Annotated in this window: 21 protein-coding genes; 10 read left to right on the forward strand and 11 right to left on the reverse strand. The window is 42.9% G+C overall.

The window, feature by feature from the left end; translation table 11 throughout:
• Positions 1 to 29: 29 nt before the first annotated feature.
• The 3 genes from OA91_RS05680 to dctP all read right to left on the reverse strand — a co-directional run bounded on the left by OA91_RS05680 (position 30) and on the right by dctP (position 2,988).
• Positions 30 to 1,325 carry a TRAP transporter large permease gene (locus tag OA91_RS05680; protein WP_063336687.1) on the reverse strand — a complete coding sequence of 432 codons (1,296 nt, stop codon included), beginning with the start codon at positions 1,323 to 1,325 and terminating at the stop codon, positions 30 to 32.
• Positions 1,322 to 1,882, reverse strand: coding sequence for a TRAP transporter small permease (locus OA91_RS05685; protein WP_063336688.1), 561 nt, complete (start codon positions 1,880 to 1,882; stop codon positions 1,322 to 1,324). Before OA91_RS05685 ends, OA91_RS05680 begins: the two co-directional genes overlap by 4 nt.
• Before the next feature lie 80 nt (positions 1,883 to 1,962).
• Positions 1,963 to 2,988: a TRAP transporter substrate-binding protein DctP gene (dctP, locus tag OA91_RS05690; RefSeq protein WP_063336689.1), complete on the reverse strand. Its 1,026-nt coding sequence runs from the start codon at positions 2,986 to 2,988 to the stop codon at positions 1,963 to 1,965.
• 997 nt (positions 2,989 to 3,985) lie between these two features.
• On the opposite strand from dctP, the gene OA91_RS05700 reads away from it, so the two are divergent.
• The 6 genes from OA91_RS05700 (at position 3,986) to OA91_RS05725 (ending at position 11,542) form a co-directional block, all read left to right on the forward strand.
• Positions 3,986 to 4,771: an enoyl-CoA hydratase/isomerase family protein gene (locus OA91_RS05700; protein ID WP_063336691.1), complete on the forward strand. Its 786-nt coding sequence runs from the start codon at positions 3,986 to 3,988 to the stop codon at positions 4,769 to 4,771.
• A 2-nt stretch (positions 4,772 to 4,773) separates the two neighbouring features.
• Positions 4,774 to 6,948 carry an acetate--CoA ligase family protein gene (locus tag OA91_RS05705; protein ID WP_063336692.1) on the forward strand — a complete coding sequence of 725 codons (2,175 nt, stop codon included), beginning with the start codon at positions 4,774 to 4,776 and terminating at the stop codon, positions 6,946 to 6,948.
• Positions 6,949 to 6,950: 2 nt separating this feature from the next.
• The gene (locus OA91_RS05710) at positions 6,951 to 7,766 is read left to right on the forward strand and encodes an enoyl-CoA hydratase-related protein (RefSeq protein WP_063336693.1); all 816 of its coding nucleotides are present in this window, start codon (positions 6,951 to 6,953) and stop codon (positions 7,764 to 7,766) included.
• A 239-nt stretch (positions 7,767 to 8,005) separates the two neighbouring features.
• Positions 8,006 to 8,854 carry a 3-hydroxybutyryl-CoA dehydrogenase gene (locus tag OA91_RS05715; protein ID WP_063336694.1) on the forward strand — a complete coding sequence of 283 codons (849 nt, stop codon included), beginning with the start codon at positions 8,006 to 8,008 and terminating at the stop codon, positions 8,852 to 8,854.
• 9 nt (positions 8,855 to 8,863) lie between these two features.
• Complete coding sequence (locus OA91_RS05720; RefSeq protein ID WP_063336695.1) at positions 8,864 to 9,643, forward strand: enoyl-CoA hydratase-related protein; 780 nt, start codon at positions 8,864 to 8,866, stop codon at positions 9,641 to 9,643.
• Between the two features lie 48 nt (positions 9,644 to 9,691).
• A complete protein-coding gene (locus OA91_RS05725) occupies positions 9,692 to 11,542 on the forward strand; it encodes a methyl-accepting chemotaxis protein (protein WP_063336696.1) in 1,851 nt (616 codons plus the stop codon).
• A 20-nt stretch (positions 11,543 to 11,562) separates the two neighbouring features.
• Here the strand turns inward: OA91_RS05725 and OA91_RS05730 are convergent, their stop codons facing one another.
• The 3 genes from OA91_RS05730 to OA91_RS05740 are packed head-to-tail and all read right to left on the reverse strand — an operon-like array spanning position 11,563 to position 12,921.
• Positions 11,563 to 12,285, reverse strand: coding sequence for a hypothetical protein (locus OA91_RS05730; protein ID WP_063336697.1), 723 nt, complete (start codon positions 12,283 to 12,285; stop codon positions 11,563 to 11,565).
• Between the two features lie 28 nt (positions 12,286 to 12,313).
• Positions 12,314 to 12,667: a type II toxin-antitoxin system PemK/MazF family toxin gene (locus OA91_RS05735; RefSeq protein WP_063336698.1), complete on the reverse strand. Its 354-nt coding sequence runs from the start codon at positions 12,665 to 12,667 to the stop codon at positions 12,314 to 12,316.
• Positions 12,664 to 12,921 carry an AbrB/MazE/SpoVT family DNA-binding domain-containing protein gene (locus tag OA91_RS05740; protein WP_063336699.1) on the reverse strand — a complete coding sequence of 86 codons (258 nt, stop codon included), beginning with the start codon at positions 12,919 to 12,921 and terminating at the stop codon, positions 12,664 to 12,666. Before OA91_RS05740 ends, OA91_RS05735 begins: the two co-directional genes overlap by 4 nt.
• A 188-nt stretch (positions 12,922 to 13,109) precedes the next feature.
• Here OA91_RS05740 and OA91_RS05745 point away from each other — a divergent pair, with 188 nt between their 5' ends.
• From OA91_RS05745 to OA91_RS05755, 3 genes are all read left to right on the forward strand, one after another.
• A complete protein-coding gene (locus OA91_RS05745; RefSeq protein ID WP_063336700.1) occupies positions 13,110 to 13,394 on the forward strand; it encodes an ArsR/SmtB family transcription factor in 285 nt (94 codons plus the stop codon).
• A gap of 174 nt (positions 13,395 to 13,568) precedes the next feature.
• Positions 13,569 to 14,519 (forward strand): permease, encoded by a 951-nt coding sequence (locus tag OA91_RS05750; RefSeq protein WP_063336701.1) that lies wholly within the window; start codon positions 13,569 to 13,571, stop codon positions 14,517 to 14,519.
• A 470-nt stretch (positions 14,520 to 14,989) separates the two neighbouring features.
• The gene (locus OA91_RS05755) at positions 14,990 to 15,385 is read left to right on the forward strand and encodes a hypothetical protein (RefSeq protein WP_157203761.1); all 396 of its coding nucleotides are present in this window, start codon (positions 14,990 to 14,992) and stop codon (positions 15,383 to 15,385) included.
• 202 nt (positions 15,386 to 15,587) lie between these two features.
• Here the strand turns inward: OA91_RS05755 and OA91_RS05760 are convergent, their stop codons facing one another.
• Positions 15,588 to 17,492 (reverse strand): methyl-accepting chemotaxis protein, encoded by a 1,905-nt coding sequence (locus tag OA91_RS05760; RefSeq protein WP_063336703.1) that lies wholly within the window; start codon positions 17,490 to 17,492, stop codon positions 15,588 to 15,590.
• Positions 17,493 to 18,182: 690 nt separating this feature from the next.
• Between OA91_RS05760 and OA91_RS05765 the strand changes: the two genes are divergently transcribed.
• Entirely contained in the window at positions 18,183 to 19,061 is an 879-nt protein-coding gene (locus OA91_RS05765) for a LysR family transcriptional regulator (RefSeq protein ID WP_063336704.1), read from the forward strand.
• Between the two features lie 77 nt (positions 19,062 to 19,138).
• On the opposite strand, the gene OA91_RS05770 is transcribed toward OA91_RS05765, so the two are convergent.
• The 4 genes from OA91_RS05770 to OA91_RS05785 all read right to left on the reverse strand — a co-directional run bounded on the left by OA91_RS05770 (position 19,139) and on the right by OA91_RS05785 (position 25,186).
• Positions 19,139 to 20,155 carry an aldo/keto reductase gene (locus OA91_RS05770; RefSeq protein ID WP_046018246.1) on the reverse strand — a complete coding sequence of 339 codons (1,017 nt, stop codon included), beginning with the start codon at positions 20,153 to 20,155 and terminating at the stop codon, positions 19,139 to 19,141.
• 64 nt (positions 20,156 to 20,219) lie between these two features.
• A complete protein-coding gene (locus tag OA91_RS05775) occupies positions 20,220 to 21,815 on the reverse strand; it encodes a BCCT family transporter (protein ID WP_046018247.1) in 1,596 nt (531 codons plus the stop codon).
• 295 nt (positions 21,816 to 22,110) lie between these two features.
• The gene (locus OA91_RS05780) at positions 22,111 to 23,613 is read right to left on the reverse strand and encodes an aldehyde dehydrogenase family protein (RefSeq protein WP_063336705.1); all 1,503 of its coding nucleotides are present in this window, start codon (positions 23,611 to 23,613) and stop codon (positions 22,111 to 22,113) included.
• Between the two features lie 166 nt (positions 23,614 to 23,779).
• Positions 23,780 to 25,186, reverse strand: a complete 1,407-nt coding sequence (locus tag OA91_RS05785) for a lyase family protein (protein ID WP_063336706.1) — start codon at positions 25,184 to 25,186, stop codon at positions 23,780 to 23,782.
• Positions 25,187 to 25,480 lie beyond the last annotated feature (294 nt).

Genomic DNA, 25,480 nt, shown 5'->3' on the forward strand with positions numbered 1-25,480 from the left:
ATGATAAAAAGAGTTTCAAATCTTGATGACTAGCCTAAAAGCAGCTCAGGCAAAAAGAGTGATAACTCTGGAATAAAAGTGGTTAGCATGAGCGTGGGCAACCAGGCGAAAACGATAAAAATCAGGGTTGGTTTCATCATCTTGTTAACCGGTACTTGTGTCACTCTGGCGCCTAAATAGAGTAAGGGAGCAGTCGGTGGCGTAATGTTCGCCATCCCTAGGTTTACCCCAAGCACGGCGGCAAAATGAATGGGGTCCATGCCCACACCTGTGACAATGGGCAGTAACAAAGGTGTTGAGAGTAATAAACCACTGATGTCATCCATTAGCATGCCGATTAAGATCATCACCAGATTCACCATCAAGAGAATCACAATTGGGTTATCCGAGACAGAATAAACCAGCTCTTGGGCAATGCTTGGAATGTCTTCAAAGACTAAGAAGCGGCTAACAATTAGCACCATAAAGATCATCACCATGACCACGCCAACGGTAACACCGGCATTACGCATAGTGTCTAAGAAGGTGCGCCAAGTTAGGCCTTTATAAACATAAATCCCGATTGGAATGGCATAGATAACCGCCACACCAGCCGCTTCTACAGGTGTCATAATGCCGCCGTAAATGCCGCCTAAAATGATGGCTGGCATCATAAGTGCTGGGAAGGCTTTAAAGGAGCGAGTACGAAACATCAGGCTAAAGTTATCTACCTTTTGTCCTAACTCTAGCTGCAGGTTCTTGTGACGGCACAGGCAAATATAGTTAACAATAATCAGTAGCGTGATCAGGATAATGCCTGGGATAACCGTTGATAAAAATGCCTTAAGTACCGATTGCTGCGCAGCCCATGCATAGAGAATATGAGACGAGCTAGGTGGAATCAGTAAGCCTAGCGGGCTGGCACTGACAATCAATGCTGCCGATAACCCTTTAGGGTATTTAGCCTTTCTTAGGTGGGGCATCATGATGCCACCGATGCAAGTCAGGGTAGCATTGGCACTGCCTGAGATAGAGCCAAAAACACCACTGGCAAGCACAGCCGCAGCGGATAAACCGCCTTTTAAGTGGCCAACAAACATTTCTGCAAGGCTAACCAAGGGCGCGGCGATTCTGCCTTTCTCCATGATGGCACCCGCAATGATAAACAGTGGGATAGCCAATAGAACTAAGGAGTTCATCTTCCAATGACCTGTTGGAAGGTAACCGGATACCTCATGACCACCCATGGTGGCCAAAAACATGAGTACACCGCCAAAGGCAATGGGCACACTCACACCAATTAGCAAGAGCATGCAAAGAATAAAAAGAGTACCTGCAATAATCATTTTAGAGCGTCCTGTAATGCTGGCTGTTGTTTGCGTGTTTCAGGGCCATTGCTTAACAGCAGATAAAGGTGAAGCGCGGTATAGATAGCCATCATTAGAAAACCAAGGAAAATACCAATACGTGGCACCAGAAAAGGGATCTTTAAGGCGATAGTCGATTGCCAATTAGGGTAAGTATTAAACTCCTCCTGACACATTAAGAAGCCCCAATAAGCCACAACCACCACTATGCATAGCTCTATGCTCTCGACGATGACAGAGCGCCACCAGATGAGTTTAGGGTTATGTATCATGGTGCCTAGAATGTCGGCATTAATATGGGCTCTGTCATGACTGGCTACGGCGCTGGCCATAAAAAACATCCAGAAGGCGATTGTCATCAACCATTCTTCATAAGCAAACAAGTCCGCCCCAAAGCCATATCGAAAAATCACCACAAAGAAAAAAGTAAGCGCCATGATGGTGCCTGACGCGATAATGATGCCGTTCATTAACTTCATCATTAAATCCAGTGGTATCCGCAGACCAGAGGGGAGTTGATTCGTATAATTTGCCATGAAATGAGCCTTACTTTAGTGAACTGATAACTTGAAACGAGAGTATGGGTGGGAGGCTCCCATACTCTTAAAGGGCTGGCTTAGTTAGCGTCAGCTTTAATGCGATCAAGTGTGTCTTTGCCCACAGTTGGCTCAATTTGTGGCCAGATCTCAGCTTTTACTCTCTCTTTCAAAGCGAGCTTTTGAGCATCGGTAGGTACCAGTACTTCATAGCCCTTGTCGACCAATTTGGCGCGATAGATTTCATCATTCTTCTTATTCATTTCGAACAATTGATCCGCCGCTTTAGTGAAAGCTTTAGAGACAACAGTACGTTGCTCTATGGTCATCTTGTTCCAAGTTTTTTGAGAAATGTAGTAAGAGGAAATATCGATAATGGCATCGTTAGCGATAAAGTATTTACCCACATCACTGACAGCGAAAATGGTGTAAGTGGCTTGGCTAGTACAGCAAATAGCACCATCGACTATGCCAGATTGCAATGCTGGGAAAATATCACCCCAAGCCATAGTCGTTGAGCGATAGCCCATCATTTCGACTAGGTTTTTCACCACGTTAGAGGACCAAACGCGTATGTTCATACCTTTCTCACCGACACCTTCCCAGTTCTTTGGCTTTTTGCTTGCCACTATGCCTGTGAAGCCTTCAGGAATGTTTTCCATTAGGTGAATACCAAGTTTGTCTAAACGCTCACGCATGATCTGGTTGTAGGCAGAGTTTTTATTACGTACAACACTGTCCATCTCAGCCCAAGAGCTTGCAAGATAAGGTAGGGAGTTGATCTCAAGTACAGGGTCTTTATGGGAGTAAATAAAGCCTGCCACCATATCAATGTTGCCACGGATACTGTCTTCAAACAGTTCTTCTCCTGAGCCTAATTGGTTCGCTGGGAATACAGAGACTTTTAGACCTACGTCCGCTGATTCAATGTCCTTCTCTATCTGCTTCATCATCTTGGTGCCTGGATGATCTAAAGGCAGGGTGCCAGCAAATTTTAGTCTAAGATCAGCCGCTGAGGCCGACATAGCAGTGGTAAGTGCGATTAAGGTGGCACCTGTGCATAGGGTTCTTTGCACATTTTTGCTTAGGGTGTTGAGGTTAAACATCTAGATTCTCCAGGAATTGTTGTTATTAAGTTTGGCATAATCTGGCTACTTCACTTGGTTTATCTAACACTCTGGTTAAACAAGGGGTTAGATAATCGTGAGTACTAAAGAAGTGAAAATAAGGTATCTAGCATTAATGCTAGATTAGAAAGTTCATCATTATTACAAGAGAGGTATCAGGCTTAACCTTGCTATCTTTTCTTGCGGTAAACCTGCTGGCATTACCTTTAATCTTGAAGTGTTTCTATCTGTTTTATTCTCTACTTCAGAAGAGTTTGTTTGGGTGTGTTGCCCTTAACTAACTCTGTTTCCACTATAGGCTTGGAGTGAGTTGGGGTTCAATTTCGCCCTCTATGGTTACCTGACGCAAGTTTGAGCCTTTGGTGCGTCGATTTGCTCACCTTGTTAATGGTTACCTCGAGCGATTAAAAGGGCTAAAAAGACTGATTTTTACGTTTCCTATTTAATTTCAGGAGACCTGCACTGTCATGGTGCTGTTATGACTAACCTAGGGACTTGAATGATGGGAGAGGTGTGAGTGATTTGGCGCTGAATGAGCGTCAACTTGCGTCAGTTTTTGACTGATTGCGAAATTGTCGAGCCACCAAGCAGAGTCCTATAGTTTATCTAACAATTAAAAAAATAACGCTGTGGGTAATCTTGTATGTCAGGATTGAATGAAACATTAAGCAAGTTGACGCTCTCTTTTAGGCTAAAGGCCTTAAAAAGGGGCTTGCTCTTATCCTCGCCTCAGCGCTTATTCTCACCTTTAAAGGCCTCTACTCAAGGACTGTCATTGATAAAGGGAATGGTATTTCTGTTATCTGTGTTTCAGCTTAAGTTGCCTATCTTGATGCGGCCTGGCCATTGGAGCCGTCGCGGTAATACCGACTAGTTCCTCTCGTTTTTTATTAAGCCTAAATCCCATCCTACTTTTGCCTTACCTTTTCCAAATAGGGCGAGAGGGGTTGCTTTGATCCAAAAATGCGAGATAACCATGAAGTTTGAAACCCTAATTTATAACAAAGCAGCGAATTATGTAGAGATTCGCTTTAACCGCCCACACAGGCTAAATGCTGTGGTGGAACTATTTTACCAAGAGTTAATTGCTGCCCTTGCTCATGCTGAAGCAGATGAAGAAGTACGTGCGGTATTACTGACAGGAGAAGGCCGCGCCTTTTGTGTCGGTGCGGATATGAAAGAGCATGGGGCAGGTGAACGTAGCTTGTTTGATCGTCGCCAATATCTACAGCTCGGTAATGATGTGTGTGAAACCATCTTTGAATTAGATAAGCCAGTTGTGGCTGCGGTAAATGGCTATGCCTTAGGCGCAGGTGCTGAAATGGCATGTGCTTGTGACTTTGTCATCATGGAGGAAGAGGCCAAAATAGGTTTCCCTGAAATCAGCATAGGCACATGTGTTGGCGGCGGTGTGACTCAGTTTTTACCTCGTCTGGTGGGGTTAGCAAAAGCCCGCGAGTTGATCTTTTTAGGTAACAAGATTGATGGCAAAGAAGCGGCTCGTATTGGTTTAGTGACTAAGGCTGTAGGGACAGATGAACTTGCGAAAAGCGCCCAAGATTTTATCTCTGAGCTGGCAAGCAAAGCACCTGTTTCCATGAGGTCTGCGAAAAAGCTGTTAAATCAAGCCTCTTATAACAATCTAGATGCCCAGCTCATCCATGAGTTAGATGCGGTGTTTGTGTGTACAACCACACATGATTGGCAAGAAGGTGTGGATGCGTTTGCACAAAAACGCGCACCTAAGTTTAAGGGGTGTTAAGCATGAGCACGCAATTTAACACCCAATTTAACCCCCAATCCTTTTCTTCATTAGAGCAGGTGCTTGCGCCAGATTCGATTGCCATAGTAGGGGCATCGAATGACCCAACCAAGCGTGGTTATAAGGCCATGATGGGTCTAATGGATGGTGGCTACCAAGGCGCTATTTATCCTGTTAATCCAAAAGCTGACACCATTTTAGGTAAACCTGCTTATGCTTCTGTGAGCTTGATTCCAGAAGGCGTGCATATGGCGCTGATTTGTACCCCAGCAAGCAGTATTCCTGCTTTGATTAAAGAGTGTGGTGAGGTCGGAGTAAAAGGCGCGATTATTCTTGCCAGTGGTTTTGGTGAAGTTGATGAAGTGGGTGCCCGTCTTGAGCAAGAGGTACTGCAAGCGGCACAAAATGCGGGTGTTCGCATTATCGGCCCAAATACATCGGGTATGTTTAACCTGCATAAAAAGGTGAATTTGTTGGCTTTAGATAATGTCAGAGCGGGTGATATCGGCATTATCTCCCAGTCTGGCAACATGCTGTTATCCCTTGCGTTAGAAGCCCAATCTAATGGCCATATTGGCTTTAGTACCTATGTGGGCCCGGGTAATCAAACGGATGTTGGCTTTGCTGATTATCTGGCTTACCTAGGGGGCGATAAGCATACAGGGGTGGCAACCTTCTATGTGGAAGGCTTTAAAGATGGCCGTGCTTTTTTAGATGAAGCAAAACGAACTAGCCAGCTAAAACCGGTTGTTGTTTATAAATCTGGCAGTACAGAAGCAGGTCAGAAAGCAGCAAGCTCTCATACTGGGGCACTTGCCGGTAGTTATCAGATGACGGTGGACCTGCTTCAGCAAGCGGGTGTCAGCGTGGTGGCAAATTCCGATGAGATCCTGCCTGTCGCTGAAGGTTTAGGCTTGATGAAACAAGCGTCGGGCAAGCGTGTCGCCGTGCTCGCCGATGGTGGCGGACAAGCAACCATTGCCTCGGATCGTATTTCTGAAGCTGGCCTAGAGCTTGCTGAACTTGAGACTGCAACACGCCTTGCTTTAAGCCAAATTCTCTTTCCACAAGCTTCCTTGGTGAACCCAATTGATGTGGCGGGTAGTACAGATGCGGCGCCGGGGCTGTTATCAAAATGCATGGAGATACTTGTCGCCGATAAGAATGTCGATATGGTCTTTTTAGTTGGCATGTTTGGTGGGTACGGGATTCGTTTTGCTAAGGAGCTCATCGAAGAAGAGCTGCAATGTGCGGATGAGATGATAGCGCTTGCGAAAAAGACAGATAAGCCTCTGATTATCGACAGCCTTTATGCCCATATAAAACCTGAGCCACTTGAGAAATTACGCCAAGCAGGCCTGCCTGTGTATGCCTCTATCGAACATGCGGTCAAGATCATGTCTGCATTAGGCGAACGTGGTGCTTATCTAAAAAACAATCAGCATCAAGCACGAAAAGCCCCTTTAACGATCAATCAAGCCTGTGCCGATACGCTAGCAAACGCCAAAAGCCAAGGGCGAGACTTGTTTGAGTATGAAGCGAAAAACTTACTGAGTGCTTACGGACTTGAGGTGGCAAAAGAAATTATCGTGCGTGATGAAAGCGAGTTAGAGGGTGCTTTTGCTGAGTTCGGTGATATCCCATTGGTGATGAAGGTCGTCTCTAAAGACATACTGCATAAGTCCGATGCGGGTGGGGTAAAGCTCAATTTAGTTGGAAAAGATGCGCTTTATACCGCCCGAGAATCCATCTTAGCTTCCTGTCTTGCCTATAACGACGATGCAGATATTGAAGGTGTTTTGATAACACCTATGGCCCGCAAAGGAACAGAGGTCATTATCGGCATGAGCCAAGACCCTATCTTTGGCCCAGTGCTCATGTTTGGGCTAGGTGGCATCTTTGTCGAGATATTAAAAGATGTGTCCTTTAGAGCCATTCCTCTTAGTCGTTATGACGCTATTTCCATGATAGATCAGATTAAAGCTAGCAAGGTGTTTGACGGTGTTCGAGGAGAATTACCTCTAGACAAAGATGCTTTAGTTGACCTCTTGTTAACCGTCTCAGCCATTGTGGAAAACCACCCAGACATTAGTGAATTAGACCTTAATCCTGTGATCGCCTATGACAAAGCTTACGCCATTGTCGATGCCAGAATCATTGTCTTTCAGGAGAAATAAAGATGACACAAAACTATCAAATCCCAGCGTTAAAAGACGCTAAGTTAACCCTTGAAGAGGGTGTGGCGATACTGACTTTTGATCGTCATGATCTGCGCAATGCACTGACGGGTTCTCACTTGATTGATGACATAGTGACAACGGCTAGCTGGGTGAATCACGAAAAAGCCGTGTCAGTGCTGGTGATGACAGGCGCAGGGTCAGCTTTTAGCGCTGGCGGCAATATTTTGGACATGGCCGAGCGAGCGGGTGATTTTGCTGGCGATGTGGCCGAGTGTGAAGAGCGCTATCGTCGAGGTATTCAGCGTATTCCGTTGGCCCTGCAAGAAGTGGAAGTGCCTATCATAGCGGCGGTTAATGGACCTGCTATAGGGGCAGGTTTTGATTTAGCCAATATGGCGGATATGCGGATCGCCTCTGAAAAAGCCAAGTTTGGTGAGACCTTCTTAAACCTTGGCATTATCCCAGGCGATGGTGGTGCTTGGTTTATGCAGCGCTTAATTGGCTATCAAAAAGCATTCGAACTTACCTTAACGGGCCGCGTGATTGATGCCAACGAAGCCAAAGCCCTAGGTATTGTTTTGGATGTGGTCGCTCCCGATCAGTTAATGCCAGCTGCTTTAGCTTTGGCTGAGCGTATTGCTAGCCAACCACCTAAAGCTACGCGCTTAACAAAACGCCTGATGAAGATGGCACAGCGCACTGAATTAAAAGACTTTTTAGATGTGTGCGCTGGCTACCAAGGTATGTGCCATAACGAGCCAGAACACCTTGAAGCCGTGAATCGTATGTTGCTTTCCATGCAAAAAAACAAATGAATAAAAAGCCATGAGCCAATCACCATGCACACAAGAGGGCTTATAAATTTTAAATTTCGGTCTTAGTAACCCTTTTAGCCCTTCTCGTTCCCTTAGCTTAATACGAGAAGGCCTTGGTTACAGGGAGCATGGCGTTATGCCATGCGCCTTTTTTAATTCTCAATTTTCTTGGTAAGACTTCTCTCATAAAGCGTGAATAGAGAAGGCGTAATTACCAAGAAATCGGTAAGGAATAACGCATGAATATTCAACAAATCGGGGTAGTGGGTGCAGGACAAATGGGCGCTGGTATTGCCCAAGTCTGTGCGCTAGCAGACTATCAAGTCATCATGTTTGACTTGAACGGTGAAGCCCTTGAAAAGGCCTTATCAGGCATAGCGACCAGCCTGCAAAGATTGATCAAAAAAGAAAAGCTCACTATAGATGAGATGCAAGGCTGCTTGGCGAATATCTCAGCCTCAACAGAGCTTAGCTCAATGGCTCAAGCAGATTTAGTGATAGAAGCTGCCAGTGAACAAGAGAGCATTAAACAAAGTATTTTTCGACAGCTGGATGATATCTGTCATCCAGATGCCATTTTAGCCACCAACACTTCTTCCATTTCTATTACGCGTCTTGCGGCTGTGACTAAGCGCCCTTCACAAGTAGTGGGGATGCACTTTATGAACCCAGTACCTGTGATGGCGCTGGTGGAAGTTATACGTGGTTTGCAAACTCAAGAAGCGGTGTTTGATCAGGTCACCCAAGTGGCAAAAGAAATCGGAAAAACACCCGTGGATGTGAAGGATTCACCGGGTTTTGTGGCCAATCGAATTCTGCTGCCCATGATCAACGAAGGCATTTTTTGCCTGCATGAAGGTTTAGCCAAAGCAGAGGATATTGATGAGGTGATGAAGCTTGGTATGAGCCACCCCATGGGGCCTTTAGCGCTTGCTGACCTGATTGGTTTAGATACCTGTTTGAGCATAATGCAGGTGTTATATACCAGCTTTAATGATAGCAAATACCGTCCTTGTCCTTTGTTAGTACAAATGGTGGATGCGGGCTATTTAGGCCGTAAAACTGGCCGTGGTTTTTATACTTATTAGGAGCAAGTAATGCGTTACCAACATATTTTACTTGAGCCGATAGAAGCAGGTGTTATGCGCCTGACGATTAATCGTCCTGAGGTGTTAAATGCGCTTAACAGGGCAACCTTAGAAGAGATAGAACAGGTATTAGACCTGCTTGAAGCAGATAAGAATACACGCTTGTTATTAATCACAGGTGCAGGCAATAAAGCCTTTGTTGCTGGGGCGGATATCGAAGAAATACGCCAATTCAGCGCCCTTGAAGCTAAGGCTTTCTCTGCCTTTGGGCTAGGTGTATTGAGGCGCTTAGAAAATGCCACTTTCCCTGTGATCGCTCTGGTTAACGGTTTTGCCTTAGGTGGGGGTTGTGAATTAGCCATGAGTTGCGACCTGGTTTTAGCCTCAGACAATGCCAAATTTGGTCAACCTGAAATTAATTTGGGTATTACCCCAGGCTTTGGTGGTAGCCAAAGATTAACTCGCCTTGTTGGCCGGCCAATGACTTTAGAGCTGCTTTATACAGGGCGCATTTTAGGGGTGGAAGAAGCTCAGCGTTTTGGCTTGGTGAATCATATCTTCCCTCAAAAGGTCTTGATGACAAAAGGGATGGAGATGGCATTAGACATAGTGAGTAAAAGTCGGACTTCTCTGCAACTCATTAAACAACTGGTACAAAGAGGACAGGATTTACCTCTAGATAACGCCTGCATCATGGAAAGTGATCAGTTTGGTTTGAGCTTCTCAAGCCCTGATCAGGTAGAAGGCATGGCCGCTTTTTTAGAAAAAAGAGCGCCAAGTTTTAACTAACTCTTTCAATTGTAATCTATTCAAATGTGCTTAAAGCAGGAGAGCCCCATGATGCCAATTCACTTGAGTTTAAAGCATAAACTCTACACAGTTATCACCTTAGCGTTAATGGGGTTCTCCTTACTGTTAGTGCTCACATCCAATGTATTAAACACCTTAGAAATTGCTTCAAAACGGGTTGATGATATTCGCTATGATGCGAACCTGCTTAAAGACCTGCAAATTGAAGTGCTGAAAATTAATCAGAATACCGATGAAGGCAGACTCAGAGCCTTGCCTGAAATTTATAAAGACCAGCTAGATCAAATTGTACAAAAGGCCCCTATCGAGCAAGCGCAAATCGTCAGCGATATTCAATTATCACTTGGGGCTTTTACTGTTAGTCGAATGCTTTGGCTAGTTCAGGATCAAAAAGTTGGGGCCAGTGCCGAAGACGGTTTAAGAGCGAAAATACAAGCAAGCTTTAGCGCCTTAGAAGAAAACTTATTTGCCAATTTTCGTAAGCCTTTTGCCGAGCTTAAGCAAAGCTTTACAGGCTTTATGGATCAGAGAAATGAGGTTGAATATCAAAAGATGAAGCTTGCCCTAACAGGCTTTAAAACACTGACCTATGAGATGGAGTTTGAGGAATTATATGACGCTAATATCAGCGAAATTGAGGGCCTGTTAACCGAACTTGCAACCGCTTTGTTTAGTATGAATGAGCAAGCAGTAAAGGCCAAAAAAGCCTATCACACCCTGGCTAAAGGCGTGCTCTTGTCTAATGCCTATTTTGGCGAACAACTTACGCTGGCAAAGCAAGATGCTAGCTTGGTGAGTGACCAAGCTCAGACACAAATTTTTAGTGTCGCGATTGCTGTCGCCTTGCTGGTGGTCGGTTTATTGATTGCGACGAGCCGAAGTTTGGTAGGCAGTTTGGGGCGTATGTCAGGGGTGATGTATCAACTGGCTGAGGGAGATTTAACTCAGAAGCTTGTGGTAAATCAGGACCGTAAAGATGAGCTCGACAAGGTGGGTATAGCGGTTAATGAAATGACATCCTCACTTAACCAAATACTTAATCGGGTGACTTGTACCAGCCAAAGCCTTGACCTTGGGGCCAGAGACTTATCCTCTAAGTTGCAACACATGCTAGAAAAGAGCACCAAGACTAACGAGCAAGCAGGGTCTGTAGCGGTCGCAACCGAAGAGATCAGTTCCACCATTGCTAATATGGCAAGTGCGACGAATCTGGCTCAACAAAAGACACAGCAGGCCCATGAATCTGCCGAACAAGGGGGCGAGGTGATTACCAATGCCATTGGCAGTTTAGGACAATTAGCCCAAGTTTTTGAGCATCTTAATGAGCAAGTAAGCGAACTTGAAGGCACCTATCGCAAGGTGGATGGGGTGACCGAAATGATCAATGGTTTGGCAGAGCAAACTAATCTACTGGCTCTCAATGCCGCCATTGAAGCTGCTCGTGCGGGTGATGCTGGCCGTGGTTTTTCAGTGGTGGCAGATGAGGTAAGAAGTCTTGCAGAGAAAACGGTCAACGCCACACAAAGCATCAATGACATTATTGGTGCCATGCATACGAGTATTCAGTCCTTGTTAAAAGTCATGCAAGAGGGCAGCGATCATGTGGATAATGGCAAGCTGCGAGGTGATGAAGCTGCAACCGCTGTTGGGCAAATCAAAGGCTTGGTTTTTGATGTGAACGAGCGTAATCAAGAGCTTGCCATCAGCATAGATGAAGCTTCAAAAGCGACCCAGATGATTGCTGAGAACATGGACCAAGTGGCCTCAAACGTCTCCAGCAATAAAGAACAAAGCCAACAAGTCTTAGACTACGTGGATCAGGTAAGTGAACAAGCTAAAGACTTACTCACCATGACAGCTAAGTTTAAGTGTGAGTAATAAAATCGTTTAGTTAAGCTTTACTTTTGAAATGGGTTTGCTATTGAATAAAATATATCTAGCTCGGCTAGTTGAGCCTGTTGAATTGTTTCAATATCAAATGCATTGTTGTTTTGAATGTGAGAATTCATACTTTCTCGGTTTGAAATTATTTTTCTCGTATCGATTTGACTATTTACATTTTTCAGTTCGATGCACTTTTTATGGAGCTGATGAGCTGTTTTATTTTGCTTAAAAGATAGCTCTGCTTTAATTGCACTTAACTCATAAATTTCTGATTGCCAAGTTTCCTGTAAATTTATGAAGGGCTTGTTTTCGGAGTCTGAATTTTCTATTTTGGTTATTATTTTATTTTTTTCAGAGTTAGGGCTATCTGAATTTACGCTTTGTAATAATAGTGCTTGTTTTTGTAGTCTTTCAGCAATTTCTTTGGTGATTCTTTCAAGCCGCCACTCTAAATCAGTTTGCTTTTTAAAATTATCGATTAGCTCATCATCTACATCTTGAGCAGCATAAATAGTTGCTTGTATTGCTTTAATACACTCTGTTTGTCGTGATGTTTTGTATTGATCTTTCCAACTACTAAATGACCTAAATGCTATGAAAGCTAATACTCCTGTACCAAGAGCGACTATTACATCAAATACAGTTTTAGCTTCTTCGTAGTCCTCTTGTTCACCTACTCCAAAACCGAATAGAAAGGAAATAGCGATTATCATCGTTATATCAATTTTTGAGACCATTCTTATCAATCCATTTGATTTTATGTGTTTACTCGTTAAAAAATACATCAGCCCCAATCAAAGGAATGACTCGCATGAGAACTTCATCAATGACATCAGTTTCAGCTTGAGCAACAAACTTAGCTTCTCTATCTTTCCACGATAGGGTTTGAATCAGACTAGCAGCGACAACAGAGGGTTTATCTAGGTTATTGACAGGGACTTCTGTTGCACCGCCACGAATGCTTGTACTAATCGGGCAGCATATTAGCAGCCCTGTTGATTTGTTATAGGCAAGGCTGGAAAGCACGAGAGCGGGACGGTATTTGCCAATTTCCTTACCTTTAACCGGCTTAAAATCGATAAAAATAATATCATTACGCTTGGGGATGTAGTTACTCATTCATCCCCCATTTCTTTAGATGAGATATGGGCAACTTCATCAGCATGAGCTGAATAAGGGGTCAAATCTTTTAAAAGTTCAGATTCAGTGAATTTAAGCTGTCTCTTTTTTGGCTTAATTGGCTCAATAACAATGCGCCCTTCATCTAATTTGATATCCACCTCAGAGCCTTTTATAAGATTAAGTTCGCGAATATAAGCGGCTGGAATGATTGCTCCAATGCTATTACCTAAACTTTTAAGTTGAACCTTCATAAGAAGTACCTCATTAATTTTATATAGTTATAACCTTGTTATAACTAGTTGGCAATGAATTAAGTATTTTATTGTTGTAACAAAGTTATAACTTCTATGAATCGAATTAAATATTTGGTCTTAAGTTATTATATTTTAATATTTCCAAAAGTATTGAAGTATTATTTATCTTGATCCATACTGCCAACATGAATCAAGACAACGCAACTAATATTTTATGTGAGTTAGGCCACTCAACTCGGTTTTCTGTCTTTCGCTTGTTAGTCAAAGCGGGAGATAAAGGACTAGTCGTGGGTGATATTCAACAACATTTGGATATCTCGGGACCAACACTCTCGCACCATATTCGAAGGCTTACTTCTGTGGGTTTGGTTAAACAAAACAGAGAAGGGCGCAGTTTATATTGTGTGGCTCAACTGGATGCTTTTCGTGATGTGATGAGCTACCTGGAAGATGAGTGCTGTACCTTGTAAGGCGCTAAATTGAGCTGCTTATAGGTTTCAGATAATAGATATCGATGACAAAAAATGACCTAACTACTTAGAAGTAGTTGGTCATTTTTTTTAAAATTATATTTCGACATTTTTAAAAATATTTAAGTGTTTTGAAGAATAAACTTTAAAAAAGAGATTAATGAGAAGGTGGTTATGATAGATCTATCTAGTTTGGGCCTAACAAGCGACATGCAGGTAATGCTTATGGATTCCCTGCACATGTTTATTAATTTATTTGTTGAGCTAACCATACTGTTTCTTGCGATTAGCTATTTGGTCTCTGTGATTAACCAAAAGCTGCCAGCGGATAAGATTCAGGCGTTATTAGGTGGTAAAAAAGGCCGTGGTTATATCACTGCTGCAGGGCTTGGTGCGATTACGCCTTTTTGCAGTTGCTCGACTATCCCTATGTTAATCGGTTTGTTAAAAGCTAGGGCAGGCTTTGGGCCGACCATTACTTTTTTGTTTACATCACCTTTATTAAACCCCATTGTGATCGCGCTATTTGTGCCCATTTTAGGGTTTAAGGTAACGCTTTTATATGCGTCTCTGGCCTTGGTGGTTTCTGTGCTTGCAGGGGTTCTATTACAGTCACTGGGCTTTGACCGTTTTATCAAACAGGAAATGTTATTACCAAGTACTAAAGCAAGTGGTTGTGCTGGTTCAGATTGCTCTGCTAGTAAAAAAGCCCCAAGCATTTGGCAAACTGCTTGGAAAGAGACCTGGCCTTTATTCCTATCTATGCTGCCTTATATGATTATTGCCATGATGATTGGCTCCTTGGTTCACGGCTTTGTACCGGCTGAGTTTTTCTCTCAAGTAGCGAATGCAGATAATCCAGCGGCAGTACCAACCGCTGCTTTAATTGGTATTCCGCTTTATATTCGAGTATCGACTTTGTTGCCTTTGGTTGGTTCTTTCTTAGCTAAAGGTGTGAGTATTGGCGCTGTTATGGCTTTGGTAATTGGTAGTGGTGGCGCAAGTTTACCTGAACTGATTTTGCTAAAACGCCTTTTCCATTGGCCTATGCTAGTCGCCTTCTTAATGGTGATTTTTAGCATGGCGGTTTTCGCAGGCTTCACCTTTAATATCCTGTTTGCTTAAGGAACTTGCGATTAAGTCATCTCTTCTCAGTCTTTTCAGAAAAAGTATCACACAAGGCGTTACTTTGAAGTAATGTAGGTACCTTTCGAGAAGTGACAACACAGGGTGTTACTTTTTCTGAAAGACCCGAAGGGCGTGGTCTAAAAGCCCTATCTTTATGTTGAGAATCTTATCAATAGAATAACTATTAAGTTGCGCTCCTCGCCATAAATCTAGCTGCTTTTATCCACACGCTGAGGCGGGAAGACTTATTCGCAGGTTCCTTAAGTAATGCCCTTGTTAAGTCTTGAATGAAGCGCTTAACAAGGGTTTAGCAAGAAACGGCTTAAAGCATAAGAGATACCTTTATTAGCTGAATCCCTTTAAGATTATGCCTGTAAGTTTTAAGTGGACTCCAGTTGATGATCTTCAAATATCTAATCACTTTTTTTATGGCTAGCCTTCTAATACTAACTTTGCCAGTGTCTGCAATGGATCAAACAGAGAGCAGAGTCGAGCATAGCCATCTCAATGTCATCACTGAAGTGATTAATACTTTACGCTTTCTTCAAAGCACACAAGATTATGAACTAGCTTATAACGCTGTGGAGCAACTCGACTTGGCAATGGACGACATAATCGCCCAGGGTGCTAATAAGGTTGGAGAAGACTTCTTTAAGGCACAAACACTCAAGTCAGCGCTTGATGTTGTCTTAGTACAGAAAAAGTTAGATTTGGATGGCTGTTATAGTGCCAAATTGAGTTTACAGGTCGATTTTGCCTTACACTCTGAAGATGGTTCAGAACTCTCGCCTTATGATTATCCTGCTATGGTCAAAGAAACCTATTTTATCTTGGATAAACTGTGTCTGCTTTATCTTGCTTGAATACAGTCACCGATTAAACGTTAGGGTTTTAGCTTCTCTTGAAGAATAATGTTTTTAGTTTTTATTGAGGTTGTTAAAAAGATACATCGCTTAGCAAAGGTTATTTAGCGAAGTGAATTTGAAACTAAGTGTTTTCCTCAATAAAATGTCTATTTATTTGATACCCAAAGTGTCACTTCTCTGGGTATCAAATAATCTCTGATTACTGGAGCTTGAACTGATTAACAATCGATGCCAATTTCTCATTCACATGGGTGATGTTTTCAGTTTGGCTAGAGGCTTCTTCACTGTTGCGATTTAGCTGATTTACTATGCCGTTCAGTGCATTCATGTTTTGGCTAACTTCATGGGTCACACTGCTTTGCTCTTCTGCAGCGGTTGCAATTTGCATGGTTAAGCCTGTGATATCGTGAACATGGGTAGATAGCTTGTTAATACTCTCGTTTACCTTGTCAGTATTATGATAGGCCTCATCACAGTTCGACTTAGTACTTTCCATGGCTTTCACCACAATATCATTGCCAGAAACTAGCTTTGTTAAGGCTTGTTCTATTTCAGATGTGCTGTTTTGAGTGCGAGATGCCAAGGCTCGGACTTCGTCAGCCACCACAGCGAAGCCTCTACCGTATTCACCTGCTCGTGCCGCTTCGATGGCTGCATTTAATGCCAGCAAATTAGTTTGTTCGGCAATATCACCAATCACATTCAAAATAGAGTTGATGCTCTTAGTTTCATCACTCATGGCTTGTAGGCTATTAGCGGTTTTATCCATGTCGCTTACTAGTTCTGAAACCTTAGACTGTGCCTCTGTGACCACCTCTAATGAATGCACACCAATTTGGGCTGCTTGTTGAGTTGATTGCGCGGCATCACTTGCATTTTGCGCAACGGTGTTTGCAGTGGCGCTCATTTCTTCTATGGCCGTAACGACTAACTCTGTCTCTTGGACATGATGATCTAACATTGCTGTGTTTTCATTAGATTTTAACTCTAGCTCTGACACATTATGCTTAAGTTCTTTGGAAGCTCTATCTATGTCAATGATGAGGCTGTGAATGTGCTCGACAAAGCTATTCACACCTTTTGCGATATGCCCAAGATCATCATTAGAGTTAATCTCAAGTCTATGGGTTAGGTCACCATGACCATTAGATAGACCAAGTATGGTTTCTTTAAGGGCTAAGATAGGACGGTATAGGAAGGTGAGAACTAACAAGGTAATCAAGGTACTTAGGACGACATAAGTAATTGTTAGCAGGGTTGCTGTGTTTTTTGTTTCGCTTAGCTTACTAAAGACAACGCTTTTATCTAGGCCAATTAGTAGATACCAGCTCTTGTCACCATAGTTTATCTTCTTAGAAAACATCACCTTATCTGTGCCATTTAGCTCATAGTCTGTGGTGTTTGTTTCAGTACCTAGCACTTCTCTACTGATATGAGATAACTCACTGTAATCAGTTAACTTTTTACCGGTTTTAACGACAGGTGAACTACTAGCAAGAACCGTATTATCTTCCGTCATTATCATAGCGATGGCCCCTTTCATATTAATGTCAGAGACAGTTTGGCTAAGTATCTCTAGCGTAATATCTGCCAGAATGACACCGTTACCAGAGTTTTTGCCAATACTCACCATAAGTAAGCCTGTGCTTGCGCCTGTATATGGTTGAGTAAAAATAGAGCCAGAAGTACGAATAGCTTCTTGGTACCAAGGACGTTTTCTTGGGTCATAATTTGGCGGGTTTTTGTTATCAATCCAGGTATCGTAATTGGCTGAGGTATAAGCATCACCATTAGCAAAGCCTATCATTAGGGCAAAGACATCTGCTCCATGGGAGGCAATTCTCATTCTTTCTGCGTGACCTGTTTGGTATTGATGTTGCTGATAATCATCAGCTAATTTCTCGACAGCATGGGTTTTTGCTTGGATATAAGCTTCGAGTTTTTCTGCTTCGACTTTGATGCGTTCTTCCGTGCTTTGATAAATGGTATTTGTCAGTTCATGACTAAACTCGTTATAGGAAAAGTAATTGGATGAACCAACGCTTAAGGCGATGATTAATGACACTGCTAGCAATAATGTTTGCTTAAAGCCTAAGTTGACCATGAGGACCCCTGTAAATCTGGTGTGTAGGTGATTACAAATTGCGGGATTCCTATCCCAGCAAAAGAGATGTATTTTTCAAAATACTATTAATCGGCGATGACATTTTTATTGCATAAATGAAATAAAAGTTGATCAAAGTAACAAAAGTTAAGCACTGGGGTTTTTGTTTTTAGAAAGGCTCATTGTTATCAGGTGCTCGTTCGCAACCTGTGAGTTAGATCAGATTAATGTCGTGACTTATTTTTATCGTCTAAATGTTTCTATAGCCTAGTCCTTATTCCTGCTAATTTTGTGAGTGTTTTGGTACGAAATAAAAAAGTCAGAAAGGCGCAATTTATCTTTTCTGAACACAGAAAAAACAACCTAAGAGCACTTTCAATTTATTGTTTTTATGAAGGATTTTTTTAGAGATGGGTGATCAAAAAGTACAGAATAATTGACCATCAAATTCGCAAGAAGGGCAGGTTATATGAACTAAATCTCATATTCAATAACAAGTTATTACTCTCTTTTTTTCTGAATAAAGTTCACTACTAAAAAAGCTTTTTACAGGTTAATAATTTGCGGTGTTTTTTCTCCCTTAAATGCCGTTAATTTGCATTCAAGCGGCTCTTTTTTCGGCGTATACTTGGAGATTATTTTAAGAGACTTTAGGGTCTTAATTTCAGCCTAAGTTAGAGTTTTATTTTTATGCGCTCACTGCCTTCTCTTACCGCCCTACGTGTCTTTGAAACCGCGGCTAAACAGCTTAGTTTTACCTTAGCTGCCAAGCAGTTACATGTAACTCAAGGGGCAGTCAGCCGTCAGATAAAACAGCTTGAAGATTATTTAGGTGTCCCCTTATTTGTGAGGTTGCATCATAAATTAGAACTCACGGATGCAGGGCAAGAATTACTGCAAAAACTGGATATTTCCTTCAACCTGATTGAAACCACCATAGCTGATATTCGAGACCCTAATTTAAGACAGAAACTTAACATTTTATTACCTCCCACTTTGGCGACACGTTGGTTGGTAAAGCGATTAGCCAAGTTTAGGCAAAGCTTTCCTGAGTTCGAATTAAGTATCTACGACAGACCGAATGATCAAGTGTTATTTGATTGTGAAATTCGCTTTGGTATTGGCCCGAAAGCGAAAGCCAATAGTGAGCTCTTATTCCTTGAAGAGCACCTGCCAGTTTGTGTGCCTGATATGCAAGTTAGGGCGGCACAATTACCTCTAGAAAGTAGTAATTTATTAAACATAGTGCACGAAGGTAAAAAGCTACCTGTTTGGCAGGATTGGTTGGTTGCTGCAGGGCTAGATGGGTTAGTCGATACGGCCAGAGGGGTGGGTTTTAGTACTTTGGATCAGGTGATTAATGCCCTTAAATCTGGAGCTGGCTTTGCCATCATTGATAAGCACATGATAGGTGAAGAGTTAAATCGAGGTGAACTGGTACAGTTTAGTGAGATAAGTACACAAGGCCCTTATGGTTATTGGCTTGATGTCTCTGCTGAAAAACAAGGTTTGTCTAAGGTCATGCGTTTTACAGAATGGTTAAAGCAACAAGCTTCACTGGAAGTTTAAATGCCAAAAGTCACTAGAAAAGCGTTTGTGTTGTAAGCACAAACGCTTTTTTTGTTCATGAACTCAAGCCTCAAGCTTTAAGCAAAGGGCGCTTTAGCCGGACGCGAAAATCTCGGTGTTCGCTTTCCTGATGTGTAATCATTGATAAGATCACATGGCGTATAGTGACGCTCTAATTCATAAATTTCTTCTGCAGTGAGCTGCATTTCAAGTGCTGCTAAAGCGCTGTCAAATTGTGCGGTAGTGTCTGCTCCCACCAACATAGAGGCCACTTCAGGTTTATTCAAAACCCAAGCTTGTGCTATTTGTGCTGGCAAGCAACCACGGGCATCAGCCACTTTCGCAACCGAATGAGCAATGTTTCGAGACGCTTCGTCGTTATACATTTCAGCGGTAAAGAAGTCTGTCTTGTTACGGGTAGACTGTAAGTCGCTGGTAAGAATACCGCGCGCCAGAGGGCTAAAGACGGAAACACCGATACCTTGGTCTTGGCAAAAAGGTAGCATCTCACGCTCTTCTTCACGATAAGCGCAGTTTAGCTGTAACTGCATATTAATAGGACGTGCCCAGCCGTTTTGATCACACACTTGTAGTATCTTAGCTAGCTGCCAAGTGTACATGGTAGACACAGCAATATAGCGAGTTTTACCTGCAAGAACGAGATCATTCAATGCGCCCATAGTTTCTTCGACTGGAGTATCGGTATCGAAATAATGCAGCATATATATGTCTACATAATCCATTCCCATACGAGTGAGGGAGGCATCGATCGCTTTAAAAATATTTTTGCGAGAATGACCTTGTGCATTGATGTCATCGCTCATGGCATAACCTACCTTGGTGGTGATCACTAAGTCATCACGACGGCCAATACGGTTAAGCACATTACACACCACTTCTTCGCCGGCACCAATGGAATAAAAATCTGCAAGATCGATAAAGTTAACCCCATTATCGAGTGCGTGATGGATAATTGGCTCACTTTCTTTTTCATCAAAAATCCAAGGTTTCCAATCCTTTGAGCCCATGTTCATGGTGCCAAGGCAGAGGCGAGAAACTTTTAGGCCGGATTGACCAAGACGAACGTATTGCATAGTTAACTCCTAACAAGGTGTCCAAGTTTGTGCTCAGACACCTGATCTTAATAAGTGGTTTGCTTTAGTTAGCAGGGGTTGTGACACCTGACGTCTGAGCCTTGGTTGGAGACTCAAGAGCAGCAAGTGTCGAAGGTTTGATCTCAACTATTTGGCCATTGATTTCGACTTTCTGAGCTAGGCGAATAAAGGCAAAACCTGAGCCGAGGACGATTAACATGCCGGGCAAACCGGATAGGTTGAACAGCATTTTGACCCCATCAACACCAATGAAAGAGGCACTAATCCAAGCCACAAAAGCGATAGCACTGCCCCATAAGGCTTTTACCCAAAGAGGGGATTTCTGGTTTTCAGAGTTATTACCCTTGGTGCAAAGACCACCAATAACATCCGTATTTGAGTCAGCGGCTGTGATAAAGGTAATAAAGCAGGCAAAAACAAACAGACCACTAAGTAAGGTGCTGCCAGGGAGTTGATCGAATAGCACATAGATAACCGCCGCAAAACCATCTGCTTGATAAGCGTCATACATGATGCCACCCATGGTGGTATCGAAGAAAAGCGCTGAACCACTGAAGGTACTGAACCAAAGAAAACCAAAGGCAGAAGGTAATAACATATTAACGATGATGAATTGGCGAACTGTGTAACCACGGGCAATCTTGCCAAGGAAAAGACAGCTGACAGGTGCCCAAGCGAACCAGCTAGCAAAGAAAGCCACTGTCCACCAGCCTGGCCATTGGTCGTTACCTGATGCGCCAGTGACTAGGTTACGAGCGAAAAATTCAGACAGATAAACACCCAGAGATTCAACGCCAAGAGAGAGTATGAAAGCGGTTGGTCCAACAACGAAAATGAAGGCTGCACCGATAAAATATAACCAAGTATTAATACGAGCTAGAGTTTGAATGCCTCGATATAAGCCTGATGCTGCTGAGATAATGGCGGAGCCAATGATAGCGATAGCGATGAGGCCGTAAATGAAAGGGCTCTTTTCAATGCCTAATACTGAGTTCATACCATCGGCAATTACAAGTAGGCCAGACGTCAAAGTGGCTGACATACCTAATACAACCGATAGCAGCGCTAGGCCGTCGATGATTTGACCGCCAACACCGTCAACCCAACGGCCTAATAAAGGGCGCAACATGGAGCCGATGGAAAAGTTCAGTTTTAGGTTATGAAAAGCAAGGGCAAAGGCTAAGCCTGCCACTGTGTAAATGCTGTAGGGAGTGATAGTCCAGTGTACGAATATGGTAGACATGGAAAAGCGCATTGCTTCTGGGCTTTCTGGGGTAATGCCAAGATAAGCAGGTGGTGTGTGGTAATGCAAAATAGGCTCAGCCACAGACCAGAATAATATGCCCATAGCGATAACGGTTGTTAGTGAAATGGCAAACCACTGAAACGGTGAAAGCATAGGTTTAGCGCCTTCACCGCCAATTTTTACTTTGCTAACCGGTGCGAAAAAAGCATAAGCAACAACACCCACTAGAAAGAGTGCACTGAGGTTAAATAACCAAGACAGATTATCTATGATGGCCGTATTGATTGCTGAGGTGGCAGCAATGAAATTTTGTTTATCCAAGATGGTATATATTACTGTTAGCAGCAAGCCAATACAGGCTGGCCAAAACGTAATAGGGCGAATGTTTTTCATATGATCTTCCAATTATTATTTTATTTATTGAGCAGGTTAAAATGGCTTTATCGTAAGAGCCACCAAGAGTGAACTAGCCTTAATTAATTTAAAAATCACTTAAATTCAAACTAGCATGACTTTAAGTAATGCTTTGCTAATATATTGATTTATAAATGATTAATTATAATTTCTGAACCGATTTTTTTAAGCTTATGAGTGTCTTTCTGAAATAAAAAAAGCGCTCCTAGGAGCGCTAACATGGGTGTAAGTGTGTTGCAGCTTTAAGAGCTGTTATGAGAGAGCTAATAACCGCTTAAGCATCCCCGTAATAGACCCAAACCCCTTTGGTTTTGGTGTAGGAAGAGAGAGAATGTATTGCCATTTCTTTGCCCCAGCCACTTTGCTTGAAGCCACCAAAAGGGGCTGCTAAACCATAACAACCGTAGCGGTTGATAAAGAGCATGCCTGCGTCTAATTGTTCGGCAACTTTGTGAGCACGGGAAACATTGGCCGTGTATAAACCGGCCGCTAGACCGTATTCAGTGCTATTGGCAATGGCGACAGCTTCTTCTGTGGTATTGAAACGAATACAGCTAAGTACTGGACCAAAGATTTCTTCTTGGGCAATACGGGCATCTGGGGCAACATCGGCAAATATAGTTGGTCTGATAAAGTAGCCTTTGGCATTGTCACCTTGGGTATCCGCATAGCCACCCGCCACTAGTTTGGCTTCAGTTTTACCTATTTCAATGTATTCCATGATCTTGTCAAACTGGACCTGATTACATTGTGGACCTTGGTCAACACCTTCTGCTAGCGGGTTGCCGCAAACTACCGCATTGGCTTTTTCCACTAGCTTGTCTAGTACATAGTCGTAAATGCTATCGTGAATCAGGAAGCGAGTAGGCTCGGAGCACTTTTCACCCTTATGAGAAAACATCACATTAAAGGCTCTATCAATCGCGCCATCTAGGTCTGGCGTATCATCAAAGAAGATACATGGAGACTTACCGCCAAGCTCTAAAGTAGCGGCTTTTAGGTTAGACTGTCCTGAGTTCTGCACAATTTTACGGCCCACACCTGTACTACCGGTAAAAGACACCTTATCCACATTTTGGCTCAAGGTAAGTTGATTGGCGCTGCTGCCATTGGTTAGCAACATATTGATCACACCGGCTGGAATATCTAGCGCTTCGTCGATTAATTCCATTAGGAAAATCGTGGTTAAAGGCGTGTATTCAGAAGGTTTAATAATCACTGTATTGCCCATGGCTAAGGCAGGTGCGATTTTTAAACTGGCTTGATATAGAGGGAAATTCCAAGGGGCAATCAGGGCGCAAACACCAATAGGTTCTTTTAATGTGTAGTTTAAAAAACCTTCATCAACAGGTGAGGTTTCCCCGTAGAACTTGTCTGTCCAACCCGCATAATAATCGAAAATATCGGCACAGGTTGGGATATCATCCGCCATGGATTCAGAGAACAGCTTCCCGTTAGGCAAGGTTTCTAATAGGGCCAGCTTTTCGACATTTTCACGGATTAAACGCGCAATTTGGCGCAATAAATTAGCACGTTCAGTTCGGCTTACCTTATTCCAAGTCCCCATGTTGTGATGGTGTTTGGCGATTTCTGCTGTCTTTTCAACTTGCGTTTCACTCGCCATGCTAATCGCACAAAGTGTGTCGCCATTGGCTGGGTTCTTAACCTGCCAATCCGTGTTTTCACCTTGGACCCACTGGCCATTGATATACTGCTGTTTTGGCTTAGTTAGCCAGTCGTTTGCCCAAGCTAGCGGGATCTCTTGTGCTGTTGTCATTTTCATATCCTGTTGGTTAATTTTTATTTTGATCTTGCTGTCAAAAATAGTGTGTTGGTGACTTGTTTTAAGTTTAGAAAGCCCTGCCTCAAGCCACAATTGAGATTATTGAATACTGCTATGGCTAAAAACTCATTCCTTGGTTCTCATTCCGTTTTCTCGCTTGTTAGCTTCCTTGTTTATCTTTTATAAGGTGCGCCCTGACTTTTGTAATATCACCTTGGCTCTCCTTGAATACTTTTGAGGCATAGGAATAGCCCTTTTCTTGTTTAAGGCGAATTAAAGTCGGGATCATGGTTTGTATGTTCTGCTGATTTTGTTGGCTGTTGGGGGTCACACCACTCAGGCAATGCTGGGTGAACGCTTGGATGCCATTCTCTAGACAAGTCATGGCATCTAATAAGTTATGTATAACAAGAGACTGCCAGACGTTAAGGTCTAGCTCCCCATGATCTTGCGTCATTTGTATCGTGTAGCAACGCCCACAGACTTGCATGCAACACTGCACTAAATACTCTGCAATGGTTGGATTCACCTTACCCGGCATGGCAGAGGAGCCAGGTTGAACGGCGGGTAAATTGAGCTCGGCGAAGCCTGTTTCAGGGCCTGATGACATGAGGCGAAAGTCTTTGGCGATTTTAATCAAGCCACGGGCAAATAACTCAAGACGATTGGCAATGGAGATAAGGTCATCATGGTTTTGAGAGCTATCAAACAGGTTGTCACTATGGCAAAATAGACTGGTGTACATCTGGGTATTCACCTGGTCTATGATGCTTTCAAAAAATGCCTGTGATACATCTCCTTTACGACCAATAATATTGCCACCAAGGTTAATCTTATAAAGTTCTATTACCCCTTGGTTAAGGCGTTTTTTGTTTCTCTCTATCAGGCTTTGATAACCACTAAACAGGTCGGCAAAGCTGATCTCTACAGCATCTTGCAAGCAGGTGCGGGCGATTTTTTGTTCATGCTGCCATTTCGCTCCTTGGGCATTAAACTCGTTAATAAGCTTGTCTATGCTGCTTTCTAACGATTGCCATTGCTCAATCACAGCAAAGTGGCAAGCAGTGGTTTGAGCGTCGCTGGTGGAATTATTGAGATTGATATGATCGTTGGGATGAACTGGAGAGTAAGTGCCCAATGGGCGAAAAAATGCGTCACGATTTACTAGGTTTGCGACCACTTCATTGATGTTCATATTGGTCGAAATGCCGCCACCACCATGACAGGCATGCACTGGAAATTGCTCAAGCGGTAAGTCGTCTAATAGCCTGTTAATCACTTGGATAATCGATTGGGCAATTTTAGGCTCTAATTCCCCTGTGTTGAGGTTAGTTTGAGCCGCAATTCTCTTCACCCTCAGCATGGCTTTTATTAGCACAGGGTAAGCGCTTAACGGCTTTTCACCATTGAGTGGATAGAGCGCAATGGCCCTTTGAGTTTGTACACCATATAGCGCATCAACAGGCACTTCTAGTACGCCAATCAAGTCTGTTTCTACGCGCGTTTCTAACGGACTGTCTAGTTGATTGTCTAATTTACAGTCTAACGAAAAGTCATTGGCTGACATGACTTAGCCTCTTTTATATTTGTTATATAAACGCCTATAAAAGAGGAAAGCAGGGGAAGGGGCAATCGAGTTAATGACATAGAAGCATTACATAAACTCATGCTTAAATAGGTTTAAAAAAACTTCCTATCAAAGCTGCTGCAAGGAAGCTAGGAACTAGTTACTTCTTTTCAGTCTTTTTAAACAAGCCGTCACTTTGACGTAATCTAGACACTTTTCGAGAAGAAAGAATACAGATTAACACCCTTTCTAAAAGACCCGCAGAGCGCTGCTTAAAAGCCCTATCTTTATGTT

This window comes from Marinomonas sp. SBI8L, assembly GCF_001624705.1.
In the GTDB taxonomy this organism is placed as follows: Bacteria; Pseudomonadota; Gammaproteobacteria; order Pseudomonadales; family Marinomonadaceae; genus Marinomonas.